The sequence below is a fragment of the Pseudomonas nicosulfuronedens genome, from assembly GCF_005877905.1.
GTDB classification, from domain to species: Bacteria; Pseudomonadota; Gammaproteobacteria; order Pseudomonadales; family Pseudomonadaceae; genus Pseudomonas; species Pseudomonas nicosulfuronedens.
Genome location: NZ_SWDV01000022.1, coordinates 61,315 through 78,338 on the forward strand (window position 1 = coordinate 61,315; position 17,024 = coordinate 78,338).

A 17,024-nucleotide genomic window follows, 5' to 3' on the forward strand; every position below is an offset into this window, starting at 1 on the left:
GAACTTCGTGCTAGTCGCGCGCCAATAGGCGCGGTGCCAATTCCTTCAGGGCCCGGCGGTAGACCTCGCGCTTGAAGGTCACGACCTGGCCCAGCGGGTACCAGTAGCTCACCCATTTCCAGCCGTCGAACTCGGGTTTGCCGGTGACATCCATGCGCACCCGGCTTTCCTCGCCGGTCAGGCGCAGAAGGAACCACTTCTGTTTCTGCCCGATGCACAGCGGCTGGCTGTTGGTACGCACCAGGCGTTGCGGCAGGCGGTAACGCAGCCAGCCCCGGGTACAGGCAAGGATCTTGACGTCCTGCTCTTCCAGGCCGACTTCTTCGTTCAGTTCGCGGTACAGCGCTTCCTCAGGGGTTTCTCGGGCGTTGATGCCACCCTGGGGAAATTGCCAGGCTTCCTGGTTGATGCGCCGTGCCCACAGTACCTGTCCGACATCGTTGCAAAGGATGATGCCGACATTGGGGCGAAAACCATCGGGATCGATCACGGCGGTACATCCTCGAAATCGCGTGTGCCCGCATTGTTCCATAAAGCTTGTGACAGCGGCAACGCGGGCTGCGGCGTCCTGTGCTGGGTGGGCAAAAGCCGTTACTCTAGGCGACTTTTCCGTATTGGCAACTGGCGGTAATTCATCGTGCGACTGGCTCTCTTCGATCTCGACAACACCCTCCTGGCCGGCGACAGCGACCACAGCTGGGGCGAATGGCTCTGCCAGAAGGGGCTGGTGGATGCCGGCGAGTACCAGGCGCGCAACGATGCCTTCTACGCCGACTACGTCGCCGGCACGCTAGACGTGTTCGCCTACCAGGCCTTCACCCAGGCCATTCTCGGCCGCACCGACCTGGCCCAGCTGGCCACCTGGCACCGCCAGTTCATGGACGAGGTCATCGAACCCATCATCCTGGCCAAGGGCGAAGCCCTGCTGGCCGAGCACCGCGCCGCGGGCGACAAGTTGGTGATCATCACCGCCACCAACCGCTTCATCACTGCGCCCATCGTCGAGCGCCTGGGCGTGGAAACCCTGATCGCCACCGAGTGCGAGATGCAGGACGGCCTCTATACCGGCCAGACCTGCGGCGTACCCTGCTTCCAGGGCGGCAAGGTGACCCGCCTGAACCGCTGGCTGGAAGAAACCGGTCTGACGCTGGACGACGCCTACTTCTACAGCGACTCGCGCAACGACCTGCCGCTGCTGGAACAGGTCGCCAATCCGGTGGCCGTCGACCCCGACGACACCCTCCGCGCCACCGCTATCGAGCGCGGCTGGCCGGTGATCAGCCTGCGCTGACTCGCCGCCGCCAGATAAGGGACCAAGAGATGAAGCGGATACTGGTTCTTCTACTTGGCATGCTGGCGCTGCCTGCTTGTAGTACCGGCCCCTACCTGCACCCCGAATCGGAGTCGGGCCAGCTCCGCAGTATCGACAGAACGTGCCCTGGCGCCCAGCAGGCGCTGCAGTATTTCAATGCGGATCGCTCGGAAAGCTTGCTCGTCTATGTGGCCTTGCCCATCGCGGGCCAGTCCGAAGGCACCGAGTTGAGACTCTTCACCTGGCGCTACGGCAAATCTGACGCGAAACCTGCAAGGATCAGTGCCGACTCTCCCGATGTCGAGTGGGTGCTGCCCTCAGGAGAGCGCCGGACCGTTCGCGCGTCTTTGCTGGAAGGCGGTTTCCAGAGCAACGATCCACGGATCAACAATCGCTCCCGCGGTACCAAGCTCTACGAAGGTGATCTGGAGGAGTTCATCCTGTTCTTGCCAGTCATCAGGGTGAACGGCGAAGCCCTCGATATCCGCCCCATCCACTTTCACAAGACACAGTCGCGCTACGCGCCCGTATTCAATTGCTGATAGGCGACCGGGCCAGCCTGTCCTATGGTGACTTGTTGACCATCAGGTAGAAGATCGCCAGGAAGGCCAGGAACGCCGGCCAACCCAGGGCGAACCACCAGCGCATATAGAGGAAGGCTCGCGGCGGCAACGCGGCGCCTTCCCGGTGCGCAGTCTCAGCCATGTCCCGCATGCGGATCTGCAGCCAGACCACCGGCAGCCAGCAGGCGCCCGCGAACACATAAAGCCCCAGACTCCACAGCAACCAGCCCGAATCCAGCGGCCAGCCGGCCATGTGCGCCATGGCGATGCCGCTCAACGGCTGGAACACCGCCGTGGTAGCGATGAACAGCCAGTCGGCGGTAACCAGGTGGCGGAAGGTGATGCGGATCGCTTCCAGGTTGCCGCTGCGCCAGGCGCGCCAGCTGTAGTAGGCCGAACCCAGCCCGGTACCGAACAGCAGCGTGGAAGACAGGATGTGCAGGGTCTTGAGCAGCAGGTAGAGGTTCACGCGGCGGGCATCACACCGGCTTGCTGATCATCAGCACCAGGATGGCAATCACGCACAGCAGCGCCAGTGCGAAGAAGGCCAGGCCGAACTTCCACTGCCGTGCCGCGCCGGCGGCGATTGGCTCGCCACTGCCCTGTGCCGCCAGTGCCAGATTGCGGATCCGCCACAGGCGGGTGGTGAACAAAAGCCAGAAGATCGTCGCGACGATCAGCAGACAGGCGCTCCCCAGCAGCCAGGTCTGCCCCAGCGGCCAGCCGATGGTCTGCACCATGCGATAGCCGGTGACCGGCAGGCTGGCGACGCTGCCGGCGACCAGCACCCAGCCGATCAGGCCGATGCGCTGCAGCGCCTTGGCGATCACCCCGGCGTCGCCACCGCGCCAGCTGCGCCAGCCGTACCAGGCCAGGCCGATGATGGCCAGGAATGGCAGCACGGCGGCGATGCCGTGGAGGATGCGCAAGGTCTGCAGGCTTTCCATTTCAAGTCCCTGTGAAGAAGGCGGCGTTCCGACAAGCCTAGCAGCAGTCGCGCCGCCTCGGCCTGATCCTCAGCCGAGGAACAGGCGATAGGCCGGGTTGTCCGTCTCGTCCCAGTAGGGATAGCCGATCTCTTCCAGCGCAGCCGCCACCAGGTGACGCTCGTCTTCCGGAACCTGCAGGCCCGCCACCACGCGACCATCGGCCGCGCCGTGGTTGCGGTAGTGGAACAGGGTGATGTTCCAGCGGCCGCCCAGGCGGTTGAGGAAGTTGAACAGCGCGCCGGGGCGCTCAGGGAACTCGAAGCGGAACACCTGCTCGCCGGAAACGCGCGGCGAATGGCCGCCAACCATGTGGCGGATGTGCAGCTTGGCCAACTCGTTGTCGGTCAGGTCGAGCACCGGGAAGCCCTGCTCCTGCAGCTGCTGCACCAGCGCCGCGCGCGGGTCGTTCTCCGGGTGCGTCTGCACGCCGACAAAGATGTGCGCTTCGCTGTCGGTGTTGTAGCGGTAGTTGAACTCGGTGATCTGGCGCTTGCCGATGGCCTCGCAGAAAGCCTTGAAGCTGCCCGGACGCTCCGGGATGGTCACCGCGATGATCGCCTCGCGCTTCTCACCCAGCTCCGCGCGCTCGGCCACGTGACGCAGGCGGTCGAAGTTGATGTTGGCGCCCGAGTCGATGGCCACCAGAGTCTCGCCCTTCACGCCTTCGCGCTCGACGTACCGTTTGATCCCGGCCACCGCCAGCGCGCCGGCCGGCTCGGTGATCGAACGGGTGTCGTCGTAGATGTCCTTGATCGCCGCGCAGATCTCGTCGGTGCTGACGGTGATCACCTCATCGACGTAGTCCTTGCACAGCTCGAAGTTGTGCTTGCCGATCTGCGCCACGGCCACGCCGTCGGCGAACAGCCCGACCTGGCTGAGCACGACGCGCTCGCCGGCGGCCTTGGCGGCCTGCAGGCAGTTGGAGTCGTCCGGCTCGACACCGATGACCTTGATCTCCGGGCGCAGGTATTTGACGTACGCGGCGATGCCGGCGATCAGGCCGCCGCCGCCGACGGGCACGAAGATCGCGTCGATGCGGCCGGGATTCTGGCGGAGGATTTCCATGGCCACGGTGCCCTGACCGGCGATCACGTCCGGATCGTCGTAGGGGTGGATGTAGACGTAGCCCTTCTCTTCCACCAGCTTCAGCGAGTGCGCCAGGGCGTCGGGGAAGGCATCACCGTGCAGCACGGCCTTGCCGCCACGGGCGCGTACGCCCTGGACTTTCAGCTCCGGCGTGGTGCGCGGCATCACGATGGTGGCCTTGATGCCCAGCTCGCGGGCGGCCAGCGCCACGCCCTGGGCATGGTTGCCGGCGGAGGCGGTGACGACGCCACGGGCGAGTTCTTCCGGGCTCAGCTGCGCCAGCTTGTTGTAGGCGCCGCGAATCTTGAAGGAGAACACCGGCTGCAGGTCTTCGCGTTTCAGCAGAATCTGGTTGCCCAGGCGCTCGGAGAGCTGGCGGGCGGGCTGCAGGGGCGTTTCCACGGCAACGTCGTAGACACGCGAGGTGAGGATCTTCTTGACGTAGTGTTCGAGCATCGGAAGGGCTATATCGGCGGCTTTTCGAGGAACCGCGAGTCTACTCCAGCGGGCGCGGCGCGGGCCACCGAACAATCCGCGCGCAGATGACCGTAACAGTTGCCCGGCGGCGCAACACCGGCACGCCCCGGGCCGCTATAATCCGCCCTCTCGACTATTCCCCGGCGCTTTTGCGCCCAGCCAGGTAAGAAGACCCTTCGCCATGAACCAGGATCAGCTCAAGCAGGCAGTGGCCCAGGCCGCCGTCGACCACATCCTTCCGCACCTCGACAGCAAGAGCATCGTCGGCGTGGGCACCGGCTCCACCGCCAACTTCTTCATCGACCTGCTGGCCAAGCACAAGGCCGAGTTCGACGGCGCCGTGGCCAGCTCCGAAGCCACTGCCCAGCGCCTGAAGGGTCACGGCATCCCGGTCTACGACCTGAACACCGTCAGCGAGCTGGAGTTCTACGTCGATGGCGCCGACGAGACCAACGAGCGCCTGGAGCTGATCAAGGGCGGCGGCGCTGCGCTGACCCGCGAGAAGATCGTCGCGGCGGTCGCCAAGCAGTTCATCTGCATCGCCGACGCCAGCAAACTGGTGCCGATCCTCGGCGGCTTCCCGCTGCCGGTGGAAGTCATCCCCATGGCCCGCAGCCACGTGGCGCGCCAGTTGGTGAAGCTGGGCGGCGACCCGGTGTACCGCGAGGGCGTGCTGACCGACAACGGCAACATCATCCTCGACGTGTACAACCTGCGCATCGACAGCCCGGTGCAGCTGGAAGAGGCGATCAACAATATCGTCGGCGTGGTCACCAACGGCCTGTTCGCCGCGCGCCCCGCCGACCTGCTGCTGCTGGGCACCGCTGAAGGCGTGAAGACGCTCAAGGTCTGAGCCCGCGAGGCGCCTTCCGCCGGATGGCGCCTTCCAGAGCCACTGCTGCGGTCTACGCTGGGATGACCTCAATCCCCAAGGGAGATGCAGCATGGCCGCCAAATACCATCTGAAGAAGGCCAGTGATGGCCAGTTCCACTTCAACCTGCACGCCAGCAACGGCGAGATCGTCCTGACCAGCGAGCTGTACAAGGCCAAGACCTCGGCCGTGGACGGCATCGAGTCGGTGCGCAAGAACTCCCAGCGCGAAGGCGCCTTCGAGGTCAAGGTCGCAGCCAACGGCAAGCACTACTTCGTGCTCAAGGCCACCAATGGCCAGGTTGTCGGGCAAAGCCAGATGTACGCCAGCAAGGCCACTGCCGAAGCCGGCGTGGCGGCGGTCAAGCGCTACGCGCCAGACGCACCTATCAGCGACGACACCTGATAACGCACCGTTTCGGTGAGCGCTTCGGCGCACCCGCTGCGCACGGCCGACCTTGTCGCCGGCCGTGTATCACCGCTGTTACAGTGACGCGACACCCTCGGTCACTGACGCGTCAAATTCCGTCCATCTCCGGCGAACCGGCCTGCATCCTGCTTTCCTCCGGCGCACGTATCGAAGACCGATGCGATTCCAATCGACACAGAGGAAAGTGCCGTGTTCAAACCTTTAGCCGTTGCGGTCAGCCTGGGCTGCGCTGCGCTGGCGACCGACGCCAACGCTTATGAATACGGGGAGTATGCCGGGGACACCCTCGACACCCTGATCAACGATTACCCCGGCCGTTACCGTGGCACCGCCAGCTTCGCCGGCGCCACAACACTGATGCAGTCACGCCTGGCCTTCGGCTACCAGACACAGCTCCAGGACTTCACCTGGGCCGGTAACCGCAGCTCGCAGAACGTCATCGCCAGCGCTCCGGGCAGCAGCGGTCAGTACGTGGTCCTCGGCGCACACTACGACACCTACTACGGTCGTCCGACCCTGCAGGGCCTGGACGACAACGGCTCGGGTGCCGCCGTGCTCACCGAGATCGCCCGCAACCTGGGCGGCATCGAACTGGAGAACGGCCTGGAAGTGGTCGGCTTCGGCGCCGAGGAAGAGGGCCTGCGCGGCTCCCGCGCCTATGTCGCCTCACTCAGCGACGAGCAGCGCAGCAACCTGCTGGGCATGATCAACCTCGACAGCCTGATCACCGGCGACAAGATGTACGCCCACGCCGGCTTCAACAGCGTCGACAACCCCGCACTGGGCGCCTACCGCGACCAGCTGCTGCGCATCGCACAGGAGCTGAAGATCCCGCTGTTCACCAACCCCGGCCTGAACGAGGAATACCCCGCCGGCACCGGTTGCTGCAGCGACGGAGAAAGCTTCGAAGGCCTGAACGTCCCGGTGCTGTTCATCGAGGCCACCAACTGGGAGCTGGGCGACCTGGATGGCTACGAGCAGACCGACAATCCCGCCATTCCCGGGGGCGCCACCTGGCACAACCCGACCCTGGACAACGAACAGGTGCTCACCAACGCTTTCGGTCAGGAGCGCATCGACCAACGCCTGCGCGACTTCTCCCGCCTGCTCACGCGACTGGTGCTGGAACTGACCAATGCCGACCTGCTCGCCTCTACGGCTTCGGGCGGTGCCATGGCCCGGCAGATGGAAGACCAGCTGCAACGCCAGCACCTGGCCCTGACCCGCCTGCACGACCGCCGCTGGCTGACCCTGCTGGGCAGCTCGCGCCCCGTCGGCAGCTTTGACGGCGCCGTCGGCGTCGAAGGCGAAACCACCCCCGAGAGCGGCTTCGATATGCCCGGCGACCCGCGCTCGCACCGCGCCGGCGTGAATCTGCTGGGTGACTACCGCGCGAGCGAAGCTGTGACGGTCGGCGGCAGCCTGAGCTTCCAGCGCAGCCGCGACAACCTGGACCACAGTGCCCGCCTGGAAGCGGAAACCTGGCAGCTGGGTCTCTACGGCCTGTTCAACGATGGCGGCCCGGCCTGGCTGGGCGGCGAGCTGAGCGCCGGCTATGCCGACCTCGACAGCAAGCGCTCGGTTTACCTGAAAGCGAACAATGGTCCGGTGCTGCTCGACCAGCGCATCGACGGCGACACCAACGCCTGGTTCTGGGGCGCACGGGTCGACGGCGGCTACGATTTCGACATCGCCGGCATCAGGACCGGGCCGCAGGGTGGGCTCGACTTTGTGCACTACAAAATCGACGACTTCAACGAAGACGACGACCTGCGCACTGCACTGGGCTATGAGAAGCAGGACTACGATTCGGTAGAAGCCAGCCTCGGCTGGGGCCTGCGCGGCGAGCTACCGCTGGGTAACCGCATGGCCGTGCAGCCCTATGCCAGCGTGCGCTGGGTGAAGGAACTGGCCGACGGCCGCCTGGACGATATCGCGCTGACCGCCCTGGGTGATGGTCGCACCCGCAACGCCGGCCTGGGCGACGTGGACAAGGACTTCGGCCGCGCCCAGGCCGGCGCCCTGCTGGCCGTCACCGAGCAGTTGGGCGTGTTCGCCGAGGCCAATTCGCGCTTCGCTCACAGCGAAGGCAGCCAGGCGTCCTACTCCCTTGGCGTGCAGTGGCAATTCTGATCGAAGGAAAGCGAGGCGCCCTCAGGGTGCCTCGCGCTTCTTGAACACATAGAAGAGATTGGGCTCGCTGACCAGGTACAGCGTGCCCTGATCGTCCATGGCGATACCCTCGGCCTGCGGCACGCTGCGCCGCAGGCCCTGCATGCCGCGCAGCAGGGACAGCGAGCTGATCGGCTCGCCATTGGCACTCAGCTCCAGCACCAGCCGGGACTCGTCGGACAGCGCCAGCAGGTGCCCGCTGCGCTCGTCGTACTGCAGGCTGGACAGGTCGCGGACGAACAGGTTGCGATTGTGCTCGAGGTCTTCCACCACATGCACCGCGGTCGGCTGCGCCGACTGCTCGTAGGGGAAGCCACGCACCTCATAGATATGCACCGGGTTACGTTCCTTGGCGACGAACAAACGCTTGCCCAACGAGTCGTAGGCCAGCCCCTCGAAGCCGCTGTTGCCGCCGCGCCCCAGGGCCAGGGCGAGCTGCTGAGCGTCCTCGGCGTGCAACTCCTTCGTGTCATCGTGCAGTTCCACACGCAGCAGGCGCTGGTGGGTCTCGTCGGTGATCACATAGACGTTGCGGCTGATGTATTCGATGGCCTCGGTATCGCCGAAGCCGTGCAGCGCGATCCTGCGCAGCACCTTGCCTTCCAGCGATAGCTCGACCAATTCGTTCTGCTTGTTGGTGACGGTGAACAGGGTCTGCCGGTCCGGATCGTAGGTCAGTGCCGAGACGTTGTCCTCCAGCCCCTCGATCGGCTGCGCCTCCAGCACCACGCGGTAGTCGGGCAGCCAGATTGACTGTTCCTGCCACTGCGCGGCATGGCGCCACTCGTTGAACTTGAACCAGACGCGCTCGTAGACCCGGAAGCTCTGGCCCAGCGCAAGCAATGCAGCCAGGGCCAGCAGCGCCAGCAGCGAAAACAGGCGGCGGGGTTTGAGCAGACGGCGCATGGAGGACTCGGGCTGGGGATGGCGTGGCAGAGTGACAGCAGCGCCTGAAGCCAAACTTAAAGGCCACCAGGCACTGCGGGCAGGCTAGAGTCAGCTTAGCGCAAGCCCGTCCGATCCCTCGCAAGAGACGCACCGATGGCCCAGCATCTGCTTCCCGAACAACGCCAGCAGGCGACCCTGCACACCGTGGTGCTGGCAACCGAAGTGCTGCACCACGCTGGCGTGCCGCGCCCGAAGCTGCTGGAGGGCAGCGGCATCGGCGAGGCGGACCTGCTGACGCCGGAGAAGCTGATCACCCATGCACAGGAACTGCGGGTCTTCGCCAACGCCCTGAATTGCCACCACGATCCAGCGCTGGGCCTCTACCTCGGCCTGCGCATGCATGTCTCGGCGTACGGCATCCTCGGCTACAGCATGCTCGCCAGCCGCACCCTGCGTGATGCTCTGCAACTGGCACTGTCGTTTCCCGAGCTGCTCGGCACCTACTTCCGCCTGGCGCTGACGCCGCAGGGCGACGAAGTCCACCTGACCGCCGACGGCTACCGCTACGCGCCGGAGCTGACAGTGTTCAACACCGAGCTGTGCCTGACCTCACTGCTGACGGTGATCCGCGACCTGCTCGGCGAGTCTGTCCGCCCCCGGCGGCTACTGCTGGCCTATCGACCGCCGCTGCACGCGGAAACCTACACCGAGCGCCTGGGCTGCCCGGTGGATTTCGGCGCCCCCACCAGCGCGCTGTGCTTCAGCCCGGCGCTGCTGGACCGGCCACTGCCGCTGGCCGACCCGGTCAGTTGCCACAACGGCGTACAACAGTGCCTGCGCATGAGCGGGCTACTCAGCGCCCGTGGCGATGTGATCGACCAGTTGCGCCAGCACTTGGCCAGCCACCTGCAGGACACCGCCAGCCTGGACAACGTGGCGCGCCACCTGCACCGCTCCACCCGCACCCTGCGGCGCCACCTGCAGCAGCAGAACACCAGTTATCAACAGGTCCTCGACGAGGTGCGCTTCGACCGCGCGCGGCAACTGCTCAAGGACACCGACCTGCCGATCTACCTGATTGCCGAGCAGCTGGGCTACAGCGAGACGGCCAGTTTCCGGCATGCCTTCCAGCGCTGGAGCGGGGCGAGTCCGAGCTTGTACCGAGGCTGATGCCCAGACGCCCATCCTACAACCTGCCACGCCCATTGTTTCTCACCACCTCCACGCCCCCAGACCGTCCAGCACAGCAATCCGCTGACGCCCGAAATCCAGCATGTCAGAGTGCATTTTCAACTTGGCCTGATTTATCCCTTATTGGCCTGATCTATCGTTCTGCGTATCCCGGCGCTTGGTCATTATCAATCCGCAGCTAGGTGAAACGGTCCTAGAAACCGTAAAACCTCAACAATAACAACTGCTTAACTGCATGGTACGAGCATGACCAGCGCGATCACCATCGAGCGGATATGCATGGAGTTCGGTACACCCGGACAAGGCCTCAAGGCCCTGGACGACGTGTCACTGGAAATCCGCGCCAACGAATTCTTCACCCTCCTCGGCCCATCCGGCTGCGGCAAGACCACCTTGCTGCGACTGATCGCCGGCTTCGAACAACCCTCCTCCGGCAGCATTCGCCTGTATGGCGACGCGATGGAAGGCCTTCCGCCCTTCAAGCGCCCGGTCAATACCGTCTTCCAGAGCTACGCCCTGTTCCCCCACATGACCGTGGCGGAGAACATCGCCTTCGGCCTGGAAATGCAGGGCAAGCAGCGCAGCGACATCGACGCCACCGTGCAGAAGATGCTCGACCTGGTGCGCCTGCCCGACGTCGGCAAGCGCCGCGCCGACCAGCTCTCCGGCGGACAGCAACAGCGCATCGCCCTGGCCCGTGCCCTGGCCAGCCGGCCCAAGGTGCTGCTGCTCGACGAATCGCTTTCCGCGCTGGACCTGAAGCTGCGCAAGGAAATGCAGATCGAGCTCAAGCGCCTGCAGCACGAGACCGGCATCACCTTCATCTTCGTCACCCATGACCAGGAAGAAGCGCTGACCATGTCCGACCGCATCGCGGTGATGAGTCGCGGCAAGGTCATGCAGATCGGCACACCCACCGAGATCTACGAGGCGCCGGTCAACCGCCTGGTGGCCGACTTCATCGGCGAGACCAACTTCCTCGAAGGCGAATCCAGCGGCGACAGCGTGCGCCTGGCTGACGGCCAACTGCTCCCGGCCGCCACCACCCTGCCGGGCAAGGTGACCCTGGCGATTCGCCCGGAGCGCACCGAGCTGGCGCAGGACGGCCAGCTCGAAGGCGTGGTCGAGAACATCGTCTACGTTGGCACCGACACCGTGTACCACCTCAATGTCGCCGGTCAGGGCGGCTTCCGGGTCCGTCAGCAGAACCGCGACGGCGCCCTTTCCACCCACGCGCCCGGCGCGCGGGTGCGGGTCCGCGTTCCCGCCACCGCCATCCGGGTGCTGGCCGAATGAGTACAACACTACGCGCACAAGCGGAACGCAAATCGCTGTTCAACCGCCTGGCCCTGACCAGCCCGGCGATGATCATGCTGATCGTATTCCTGGTCCTGCCGCTGGGCATCATGTTCGCCGTGTCGATCCAGGCACCGGGGGACTACGGCGGCGTGAAGTGGGGCCAGCACACCGTCGAGGCCTACATCAACTTCCTCTGGGAACGCGACCTGGACGACAGCCTGTCGTTCAACGCCGACTACCTGGGCATCTTCCAGCGCTCGTTCTGGCTGTCGATCCTGACTACCCTGGGATGCGTGCTGATCGGTTTCCCCACTGCGCTGTACCTGGCGCTGCAGGACGAACGCCGGCGCAACCTGCTGCTGTTCCTGGTCACGGTGCCGTTCTGGACCAACCTGCTGGTGCGGGTCTATGCCTGGATGCTGCTGCTGCGCAATGGCGGGCTGATCGACGAAGGCCTGCACGGGCTGGGCTTCTCCGACGCCTCCCTGGGCATCCTCTACACCGACAACGCGGTGATCATCGGCCTGCTCTACACCTACCTGCCGTTCATGGTCCTGCCCATCTACACCAGTCTGGAGAAGATGGACTGGCGCCTGGTGGAGGCGGCCTTCGACCTGGGGGCCAACCGCTGGAAGGCGCTGAAGCGAATCATCATCCCGCTGGCCATGCCCGGCATCGTCGCCGGTTGCATTCTGGTGTTCATTCCCTCGCTGGGCAGCTACATCATTCCCGAGTTGCTGGGAGGCGGTAAGTCGCTGATGATCGGCAACCTGATCCAACTGCAGTTCGGCACGGCACACAACTGGCCGTTCGGCGCAGCGCTGTCCTTCGCCCTGCTGGCCTTCGTGCTGCTGGCGATGATGATCTACAGCATGCGGTTCAAACAGGGCGCGTCGGGAGGTCATCCATGAAGTCGGCCAACCCGCTCTGGCGCTTCACCGGGGTCCGGCCCGCCGCCTGGCTGTTCTTCGCCTTCCTCTACATCCCGATCTTCGTGCTGGTGGTGCTGAGCTTCAACAGCGGCCAGTCAGCCACGCTGTGGGAAAGCTTCAGCCTGAAGTGGTACTCGGTCGTCGCGGACGACCCGGAGATCCTTCGCGCGGCGAAGAACTCGCTGATCGTCGCCACCCTGGCCACCGTCGTCGCCACCACCCTGGCCACGCTCGCCGCACTGGGGATGCGCGGTCGCTCGTTCCGCGGGCAGACGCTGATGAGCGGCGTACTGGGCCTGCCATTGCTGGTGCCGGAGATCGTCACCGCCGTGGCGACCCTGATGTTCTTCGCCTTCATCGGCCTGAAGCTGTCGCTGTTCACCATCCTGCTGGCGCACATCGTCTTCTGCATTCCCTTCGCCTACCTGCCGATCCGCGCCCGCCTCGAAGGCATGGACCCACGGCTGGCGGAAGCGGCGGCGGATCTCTATGCCTCGCCGTGGAAGACCTTCTGGAAGGTGACCTTCCCCCTGCTGACGCCGGGGATCGTGTCGGGGGCGATGCTGGCGTTCATCATCTCGATGGATGACTTCGTCATCACCTACTTCGTCGCCGGCGCCGGGGCCACCACCCTGCCGGTGTACATCTTCAGCTCCATTCGAATGGGGATTTCCCCGAAGATCAACGCCATATCTTCAATAATACTGTTGATTTCCATCGCGTTCGTTGCGTTGTCGTACTACGTCGGCCAGCGTCGCCGCTGACCTCCTGCCGCCAAACAAAACAACATTGCAAGGAGCTTCACCGATGAAATTCCGCCGTACCCCCATCGCCCGCGCGCTCGTCGCCGCCAGCCTGCTGCTGGCCGGCAGCGCCCACGCCGAAGGCACCCTGCACTTCGCCAACTGGTCCGACTATTTCCCGCCGGAGCTGCTGAAGAAGTTCGAGAAGGACACCGGCATCCACGCCACCCTGGACTCCTACGACAGCAACGAAACCCTGCTGGCCAAGCTCAAGGCCGGCGGCGGCGCCTACGACGTGGTCGTGCCGTCGGACAGTTTCATCGAGATCTTCGTCAAGGAAGGCCTGCTGCAGAAGCTCGACAAGTCGCAGCTGCCGAACCTGGCCAACCTGAAGGACAAGTTCAAGACCCTGACCTACGACCCGGGCCACGACTACTCCGTGCCCTATCTGTGGGGCACCACCGGCTACAGCTACGACAGCGCCAAGGTCCCCGGCGGCAAGCTGGATGAGAGCTGGAAGCCGTTCTTCGAGCCGCCGGCCGAGCTGAAAGGCAAGGTCGTCGCGCTCAACTCCATCGAAGAGCTCTACGCCCCGGCATCCTATTACCTGGGCGTCGACGAGTGCACCGAGGACCCGAAAGAGGCGGCGAAGATCCAGGACCTGCTGCTCAAGCAGAAACCGATGCTGGCCATGTACAACAGCGACGGCACCATCGAGCGCATGGCCGCCGGCGAGGTCTCCATGCACCAGCAATGGAACGGCGCCTTCCACCGCGCCCACGCCCAGCGCGCCAGCCTGGTCTACGTCTATCCCAAGGAAGGCGTGCGCCTGTTCATCGACAACCTGACCATTCCCAAGGACGCCACCAACATCAAGGAGGCCCATGCCTTCCTGAACTGGATGATGCAGCCTGAGAACATCGCCCTGGCCTCCAACTTCGCCAAGTACAACAACGCGATCGAAGGCTCGGACAAGTTCATGGACAAGGAGCTGTTCGACGACCCGGCGATCAACACCCCGGCGGACAAGCTGGATCGCCTGAAGCCCTTCAAGCTCTGCTCGCCCAAGGCCCTGCAACTGCGCTCCAAGGTCTGGACCAAGCTGAAGAAATGACCCACAGGTCACCCGGCGCGGCGGTGCGCGCCGGGTGATTCTGACAGCCATTTTGGCCATTTCGATCCCTTTTTGACCCTTTGCAGGGTTCTGCCCGACACCCTCGGTTGCTAGAGTCGGGCGGCTCGCGCAGGGAGCGGCTGGAAAGGCGGCCAGCCCTTGCACCATCACAGATGGCGCAGGGATTTCCCGAGGGAACGCGAGCGCGTTATCCACAAGAACAAATGCCCCGAGAACGCCCATGACCAGCTTTTGCGTCAACCTGCAGCACACACCCTCATTCCTCGCGCGTCGTCAGCACTGCGGCTGAGCCGTAAGCCGACGACATCAGGACGGCCACCGAACGCCGCCCGCAAGCCATCATAAAAATCGCGAGGATTCCCCCATGGCCAGCCAACACAGCGCCAGCACTGCACCTACTCCAAAGACCGCTCCAAAGAGCGCTCCACAGAACACCCAACAGGGCACCCCGGCCAGCGCCGACGCCCGCCTGAAACGCGTCCTGGGCCTGCCCGCCCTGGTCTTCTTCGGCCTGGTCTACATGGTCCCACTGACCATGTTCACCACCTACGGCGTGGTCACCGAGATGACCGGCGGCCGTACCGCCACCGCCTACCTGATCACCCTGCTGGCGATGCTGTTCACTGCAGCCTCCTACAGCTTCATGGTGCGCAAGTACCCGATCTCCGGCTCCGCATACTCCTACACCAGCCTGAGCTTCGGCCCGGTGGTCGGCTTCCTGTCCGGCTGGTCGCTGCTGCTCGATTACCTGTTCCTGCCGATGATCAACTACCTGCTCATCGGCCTGTTCATGAACATCGCCTTCCCGGAAATCCCGGCCTGGATGTTCGTGGTCGCCTCCATCGCCCTGGTGACCGTGCTCAACGTGGTCGGCATCAGCCAGGTCGCCGGCATGAGCAACGTGATCGTCGGCGCGCAACTGGTGTTCATCGTGGTGTTCGTGGTCATGTCGATCAAGACACTGTCCGGCGGCGCGGCGATCGACTTCAGCCTGCCCTTCGTCGGTGATGGCAGCCAGCCTGGCTTCGCCCCGCTGATGGCCGGCGCCGCGGTGCTGTGCCTGTCGTTCCTGGGTTTCGACGCGGTATCGACCATGGCCGAGGAAACCCGCGACGCCCGCCGCGACATTCCCCGCGCGATCATCATCACCACCGTCATCGCCGGCCTGATGTTCACCCTGCTGGCGATCATCAGCCAACTGGTGTTCCCCGGCAGCGTGTTCCAGAACGCCGACTCGGCGGCCAACGAGGTGATGCTCAAGGCCGGTGGCCAGTTCCTCGGCAACTTCTTCACCTCCGCCTACATCGCCGGCTGCATCGGCTCGGCGCTGGCGTCCCAGGCTTCGGTGTCGCGCATCATCTTCACCATGGGCCGTGACGGCATCCTGCCGCGTAGCCTGTTCGGCGTCCTGCACGCACGTTTCCAGACCCCGGTGGTGGCGATCCTGGTGGTCTCGGCGGTTTCCCTGCTGGCCATCGTGCTGGACCTGACCACCCTTGCCTCGATGATCAGCTTCGGCGCGCTGGTGGCCTTCTCCGTGGTCAACCTGGCAGTGATCCGTACCTACCTGGGGGTCGAGCGCCGCCGCGGCGCGAAGAACGTCCTGCTGTACGGGGCGATTCCGTTCATCGGCCTGTGCCTGACCCTGTGGCTGTGGACCAGCCTCTCGCAGCTGACGCTGGTCGTCGGCCTGAGCTGGTTCGCGGTCGGCTTCGCTTACCTGGCGGTGCATACCGGCGGCTTCCGTCGCAAGGCACCGAGTGTGAATTTCGAGGAAAACGCCTGACAACCAGAACCCAACGGGCGCCCGGAGGCGCCCTCAGGAGCGCGTGATGTTGACGATCTATACCGACGACCATCGCTTGCACCACGGTCAGCACGAGCTGATCGGCGGCCAGTTCACCCCCTGCTTCGAAAAGCCCAGCCGCGCCGACATGGTGCTGGACCGGGCCAAGGCGGTAAAACTGGGCGACATCCAGGCCCCGCGCGACTTCGGCCTGGACCCCATCCTGAGGGTGCACAGCGAAGGCTTCGTGCGGTTTCTGCAACACGCCTGGCGTGACTGGCTGGCCACCGGCCGGACCCACGACATGCTGCCGATCTGCTGGCCGACCCGCCGCCTGCGGCAGAAGGAACCGGACAGCATCGACGGGCGCCTGGGCTACTACAGCCTGGACGCCGGCGCGCCGATCACCGCCGGCACCTGGCAGGCGGTGCTCAGCTCGGTGAACGTAGCGATGACCGGCCAGGCCGAACTGGCCAAGGGCGCGCGCTCGGTGTTCTCGCTGTGCCGTCCGCCGGGTCACCACGCCTCGGCGGACTTCATGGGCGGCTACTGCTTCTTCAACAACGCGGCCATCGCCGCCCAGTCGATCCTCGACCAGGGCGCCAACCGCGTGGCCATCCTCGACGTCGACTACCACCACGGCAACGGCACCCAGGACATCTTCTATGACCGCGCCGACGTGCTGTTCACCTCGATCCACGGTGACCCGCGCTTCGAGTATCCCTACTTCCTCGGCTACGCCGACGAAAAGGGACAGGGCGTGGGCGAAGGCTTCAACTTCAACTATCCGCTGGCCTCGGGCAGCGACTGGTCGGTGTGGAGCCTGGCGCTGCAGGCGGCGATCCGGCAGATCTCGGCGTACAAGCCCGACGTGCTGATCGTGTCGCTGGGCGTGGACACCTACAAGGAAGACCCGATCTCCCAGTTCAAGCTGGACAGCCCGGACTACCTGCGCATGGGCGAAGCCATTGGCAAGCTGGGCCTGCCGACCCTGTTCGTGATGGAAGGCGGTTACGCGGTGGAAGAGATCGGCATCAACGCGATCAACGTGCTGCAGGGGTTTGAAAGCATCGGTTGAAGTGCTGTGGGATTGAACGCCTGAGCCTTCGGCGCGGGCCGGAGAGCCCCTCTCCCTAACCCTGGCTACGCG

At 64.8% G+C, this 17,024-nt stretch carries 17 protein-coding genes; 12 read left to right on the forward strand and 5 right to left on the reverse strand.

Annotation, left to right across the window (positions count from 1 at the left end):
* Positions 1-10: 10 nt before the first annotated feature.
* Entirely contained in the window at positions 11-490 is a 480-nt protein-coding gene (locus FAS41_RS17225) for an RNA pyrophosphohydrolase (RefSeq protein WP_017520843.1), read from the reverse strand.
* Between the two features lie 147 nt (positions 491-637).
* Between FAS41_RS17225 and FAS41_RS17230 the strand changes: the two genes are divergently transcribed.
* On the forward strand, positions 638-1,291 hold the full coding sequence (locus tag FAS41_RS17230) for a histidinol-phosphatase (RefSeq protein ID WP_138524368.1): 654 nt from the start codon (positions 638-640) through the stop codon (positions 1,289-1,291).
* 29 nt (positions 1,292-1,320) lie between these two features.
* Complete coding sequence (locus FAS41_RS17235) at positions 1,321-1,854, forward strand: hypothetical protein (RefSeq protein ID WP_138524370.1); 534 nt, start codon at positions 1,321-1,323, stop codon at positions 1,852-1,854.
* A gap of 22 nt (positions 1,855-1,876) precedes the next feature.
* On the opposite strand, the gene FAS41_RS17240 is transcribed toward FAS41_RS17235, so the two are convergent.
* From FAS41_RS17240 to ilvA, 3 genes are all read right to left on the reverse strand, one after another.
* Positions 1,877-2,344, reverse strand: a complete 468-nt coding sequence (locus FAS41_RS17240; protein ID WP_138524372.1) for a DUF2269 family protein — start codon at positions 2,342-2,344, stop codon at positions 1,877-1,879.
* 10 nt (positions 2,345-2,354) lie between these two features.
* Positions 2,355-2,822, reverse strand: coding sequence for a DUF2269 domain-containing protein (locus tag FAS41_RS17245; protein ID WP_138524374.1), 468 nt, complete (start codon positions 2,820-2,822; stop codon positions 2,355-2,357).
* Between the two features lie 69 nt (positions 2,823-2,891).
* Positions 2,892-4,418: a threonine ammonia-lyase, biosynthetic gene (ilvA, locus tag FAS41_RS17250; RefSeq protein ID WP_138524471.1), complete on the reverse strand. Its 1,527-nt coding sequence runs from the start codon at positions 4,416-4,418 to the stop codon at positions 2,892-2,894.
* Positions 4,419-4,608: 190 nt separating this feature from the next.
* Here ilvA and rpiA point away from each other — a divergent pair, with 190 nt between their 5' ends.
* The 3 genes from rpiA (at position 4,609) to FAS41_RS17265 (ending at position 7,861) form a co-directional block, all read left to right on the forward strand.
* The gene (gene rpiA / locus FAS41_RS17255; RefSeq protein ID WP_138524376.1) at positions 4,609-5,280 is read left to right on the forward strand and encodes a ribose-5-phosphate isomerase RpiA; all 672 of its coding nucleotides are present in this window, start codon (positions 4,609-4,611) and stop codon (positions 5,278-5,280) included.
* Positions 5,281-5,371: 91 nt separating this feature from the next.
* The gene (locus FAS41_RS17260; RefSeq protein ID WP_138524378.1) at positions 5,372-5,704 is read left to right on the forward strand and encodes a YegP family protein; all 333 of its coding nucleotides are present in this window, start codon (positions 5,372-5,374) and stop codon (positions 5,702-5,704) included.
* A gap of 213 nt (positions 5,705-5,917) precedes the next feature.
* Positions 5,918-7,861, forward strand: a complete 1,944-nt coding sequence (locus tag FAS41_RS17265) for an autotransporter outer membrane beta-barrel domain-containing protein (RefSeq protein WP_138524380.1) — start codon at positions 5,918-5,920, stop codon at positions 7,859-7,861.
* Between the two features lie 21 nt (positions 7,862-7,882).
* Here the strand turns inward: FAS41_RS17265 and FAS41_RS17270 are convergent, their stop codons facing one another.
* Positions 7,883-8,806: an SdiA-regulated domain-containing protein gene (locus FAS41_RS17270; RefSeq protein WP_138524382.1), complete on the reverse strand. Its 924-nt coding sequence runs from the start codon at positions 8,804-8,806 to the stop codon at positions 7,883-7,885.
* Between the two features lie 135 nt (positions 8,807-8,941).
* Between FAS41_RS17270 and FAS41_RS17275 the strand changes: the two genes are divergently transcribed.
* From FAS41_RS17275 to FAS41_RS17305, 7 genes are all read left to right on the forward strand, one after another.
* On the forward strand, positions 8,942-9,958 hold the full coding sequence (locus tag FAS41_RS17275; protein ID WP_138524384.1) for an AraC family transcriptional regulator: 1,017 nt from the start codon (positions 8,942-8,944) through the stop codon (positions 9,956-9,958).
* A 267-nt stretch (positions 9,959-10,225) separates the two neighbouring features.
* Positions 10,226-11,275 carry an ABC transporter ATP-binding protein gene (locus FAS41_RS17280; protein ID WP_045215592.1) on the forward strand — a complete coding sequence of 350 codons (1,050 nt, stop codon included), beginning with the start codon at positions 10,226-10,228 and terminating at the stop codon, positions 11,273-11,275.
* Entirely contained in the window at positions 11,272-12,189 is a 918-nt protein-coding gene (locus tag FAS41_RS17285) for an ABC transporter permease (protein WP_138524386.1), read from the forward strand. The genes FAS41_RS17280 and FAS41_RS17285 overlap by 4 nt, the downstream gene beginning before the upstream one ends.
* Entirely contained in the window at positions 12,186-12,974 is a 789-nt protein-coding gene (locus FAS41_RS17290; protein WP_045215587.1) for an ABC transporter permease, read from the forward strand. The genes FAS41_RS17285 and FAS41_RS17290 overlap by 4 nt, the downstream gene beginning before the upstream one ends.
* Positions 12,975-13,017: 43 nt before the next feature.
* Positions 13,018-14,067 (forward strand): ABC transporter substrate-binding protein, encoded by a 1,050-nt coding sequence (locus FAS41_RS17295; protein WP_017520829.1) that lies wholly within the window; start codon positions 13,018-13,020, stop codon positions 14,065-14,067.
* Between the two features lie 385 nt (positions 14,068-14,452).
* Positions 14,453-15,874: an APC family permease gene (locus FAS41_RS17300; RefSeq protein WP_138524388.1), complete on the forward strand. Its 1,422-nt coding sequence runs from the start codon at positions 14,453-14,455 to the stop codon at positions 15,872-15,874.
* A gap of 46 nt (positions 15,875-15,920) precedes the next feature.
* On the forward strand, positions 15,921-16,952 hold the full coding sequence (locus FAS41_RS17305; RefSeq protein ID WP_045215578.1) for a histone deacetylase family protein: 1,032 nt from the start codon (positions 15,921-15,923) through the stop codon (positions 16,950-16,952).
* Positions 16,953-17,024: the final 72 nt, after the last annotated feature.

Bases quoted from the DNA above. Each gene is read 5' to 3' on its own strand.
- FAS41_RS17235 (WP_138524370.1), top strand. From the start codon at position 1,321: ATGAAGCGGATACTGGTTCTTCTACTTGGCATGCTGGCGCTGCCTGCT.
- FAS41_RS17245 (WP_138524374.1), bottom strand. From the start codon at position 2,822: ATGGAAAGCCTGCAGACCTTGCGCATCCTCCACGGCATCGCCGCCGTG.
- rpiA (WP_138524376.1), top strand. From the start codon at position 4,609: ATGAACCAGGATCAGCTCAAGCAGGCAGTGGCCCAGGCCGCCGTCGAC.
- FAS41_RS17260 (WP_138524378.1), top strand. From the start codon at position 5,372: ATGGCCGCCAAATACCATCTGAAGAAGGCCAGTGATGGCCAGTTCCAC.
- FAS41_RS17270 (WP_138524382.1), bottom strand. From the start codon at position 8,806: ATGCGCCGTCTGCTCAAACCCCGCCGCCTGTTTTCGCTGCTGGCGCTG.
- FAS41_RS17275 (WP_138524384.1), top strand. From the start codon at position 8,942: ATGGCCCAGCATCTGCTTCCCGAACAACGCCAGCAGGCGACCCTGCAC.
- FAS41_RS17280 (WP_045215592.1), top strand. From the start codon at position 10,226: ATGACCAGCGCGATCACCATCGAGCGGATATGCATGGAGTTCGGTACA.
- FAS41_RS17285 (WP_138524386.1), top strand. From the start codon at position 11,272: ATGAGTACAACACTACGCGCACAAGCGGAACGCAAATCGCTGTTCAAC.
- FAS41_RS17290 (WP_045215587.1), top strand. From the start codon at position 12,186: ATGAAGTCGGCCAACCCGCTCTGGCGCTTCACCGGGGTCCGGCCCGCC.
- FAS41_RS17295 (WP_017520829.1), top strand. From the start codon at position 13,018: ATGAAATTCCGCCGTACCCCCATCGCCCGCGCGCTCGTCGCCGCCAGC.
- FAS41_RS17300 (WP_138524388.1), top strand. From the start codon at position 14,453: ATGGCCAGCCAACACAGCGCCAGCACTGCACCTACTCCAAAGACCGCT.
- FAS41_RS17305 (WP_045215578.1), top strand. From the start codon at position 15,921: ATGTTGACGATCTATACCGACGACCATCGCTTGCACCACGGTCAGCAC.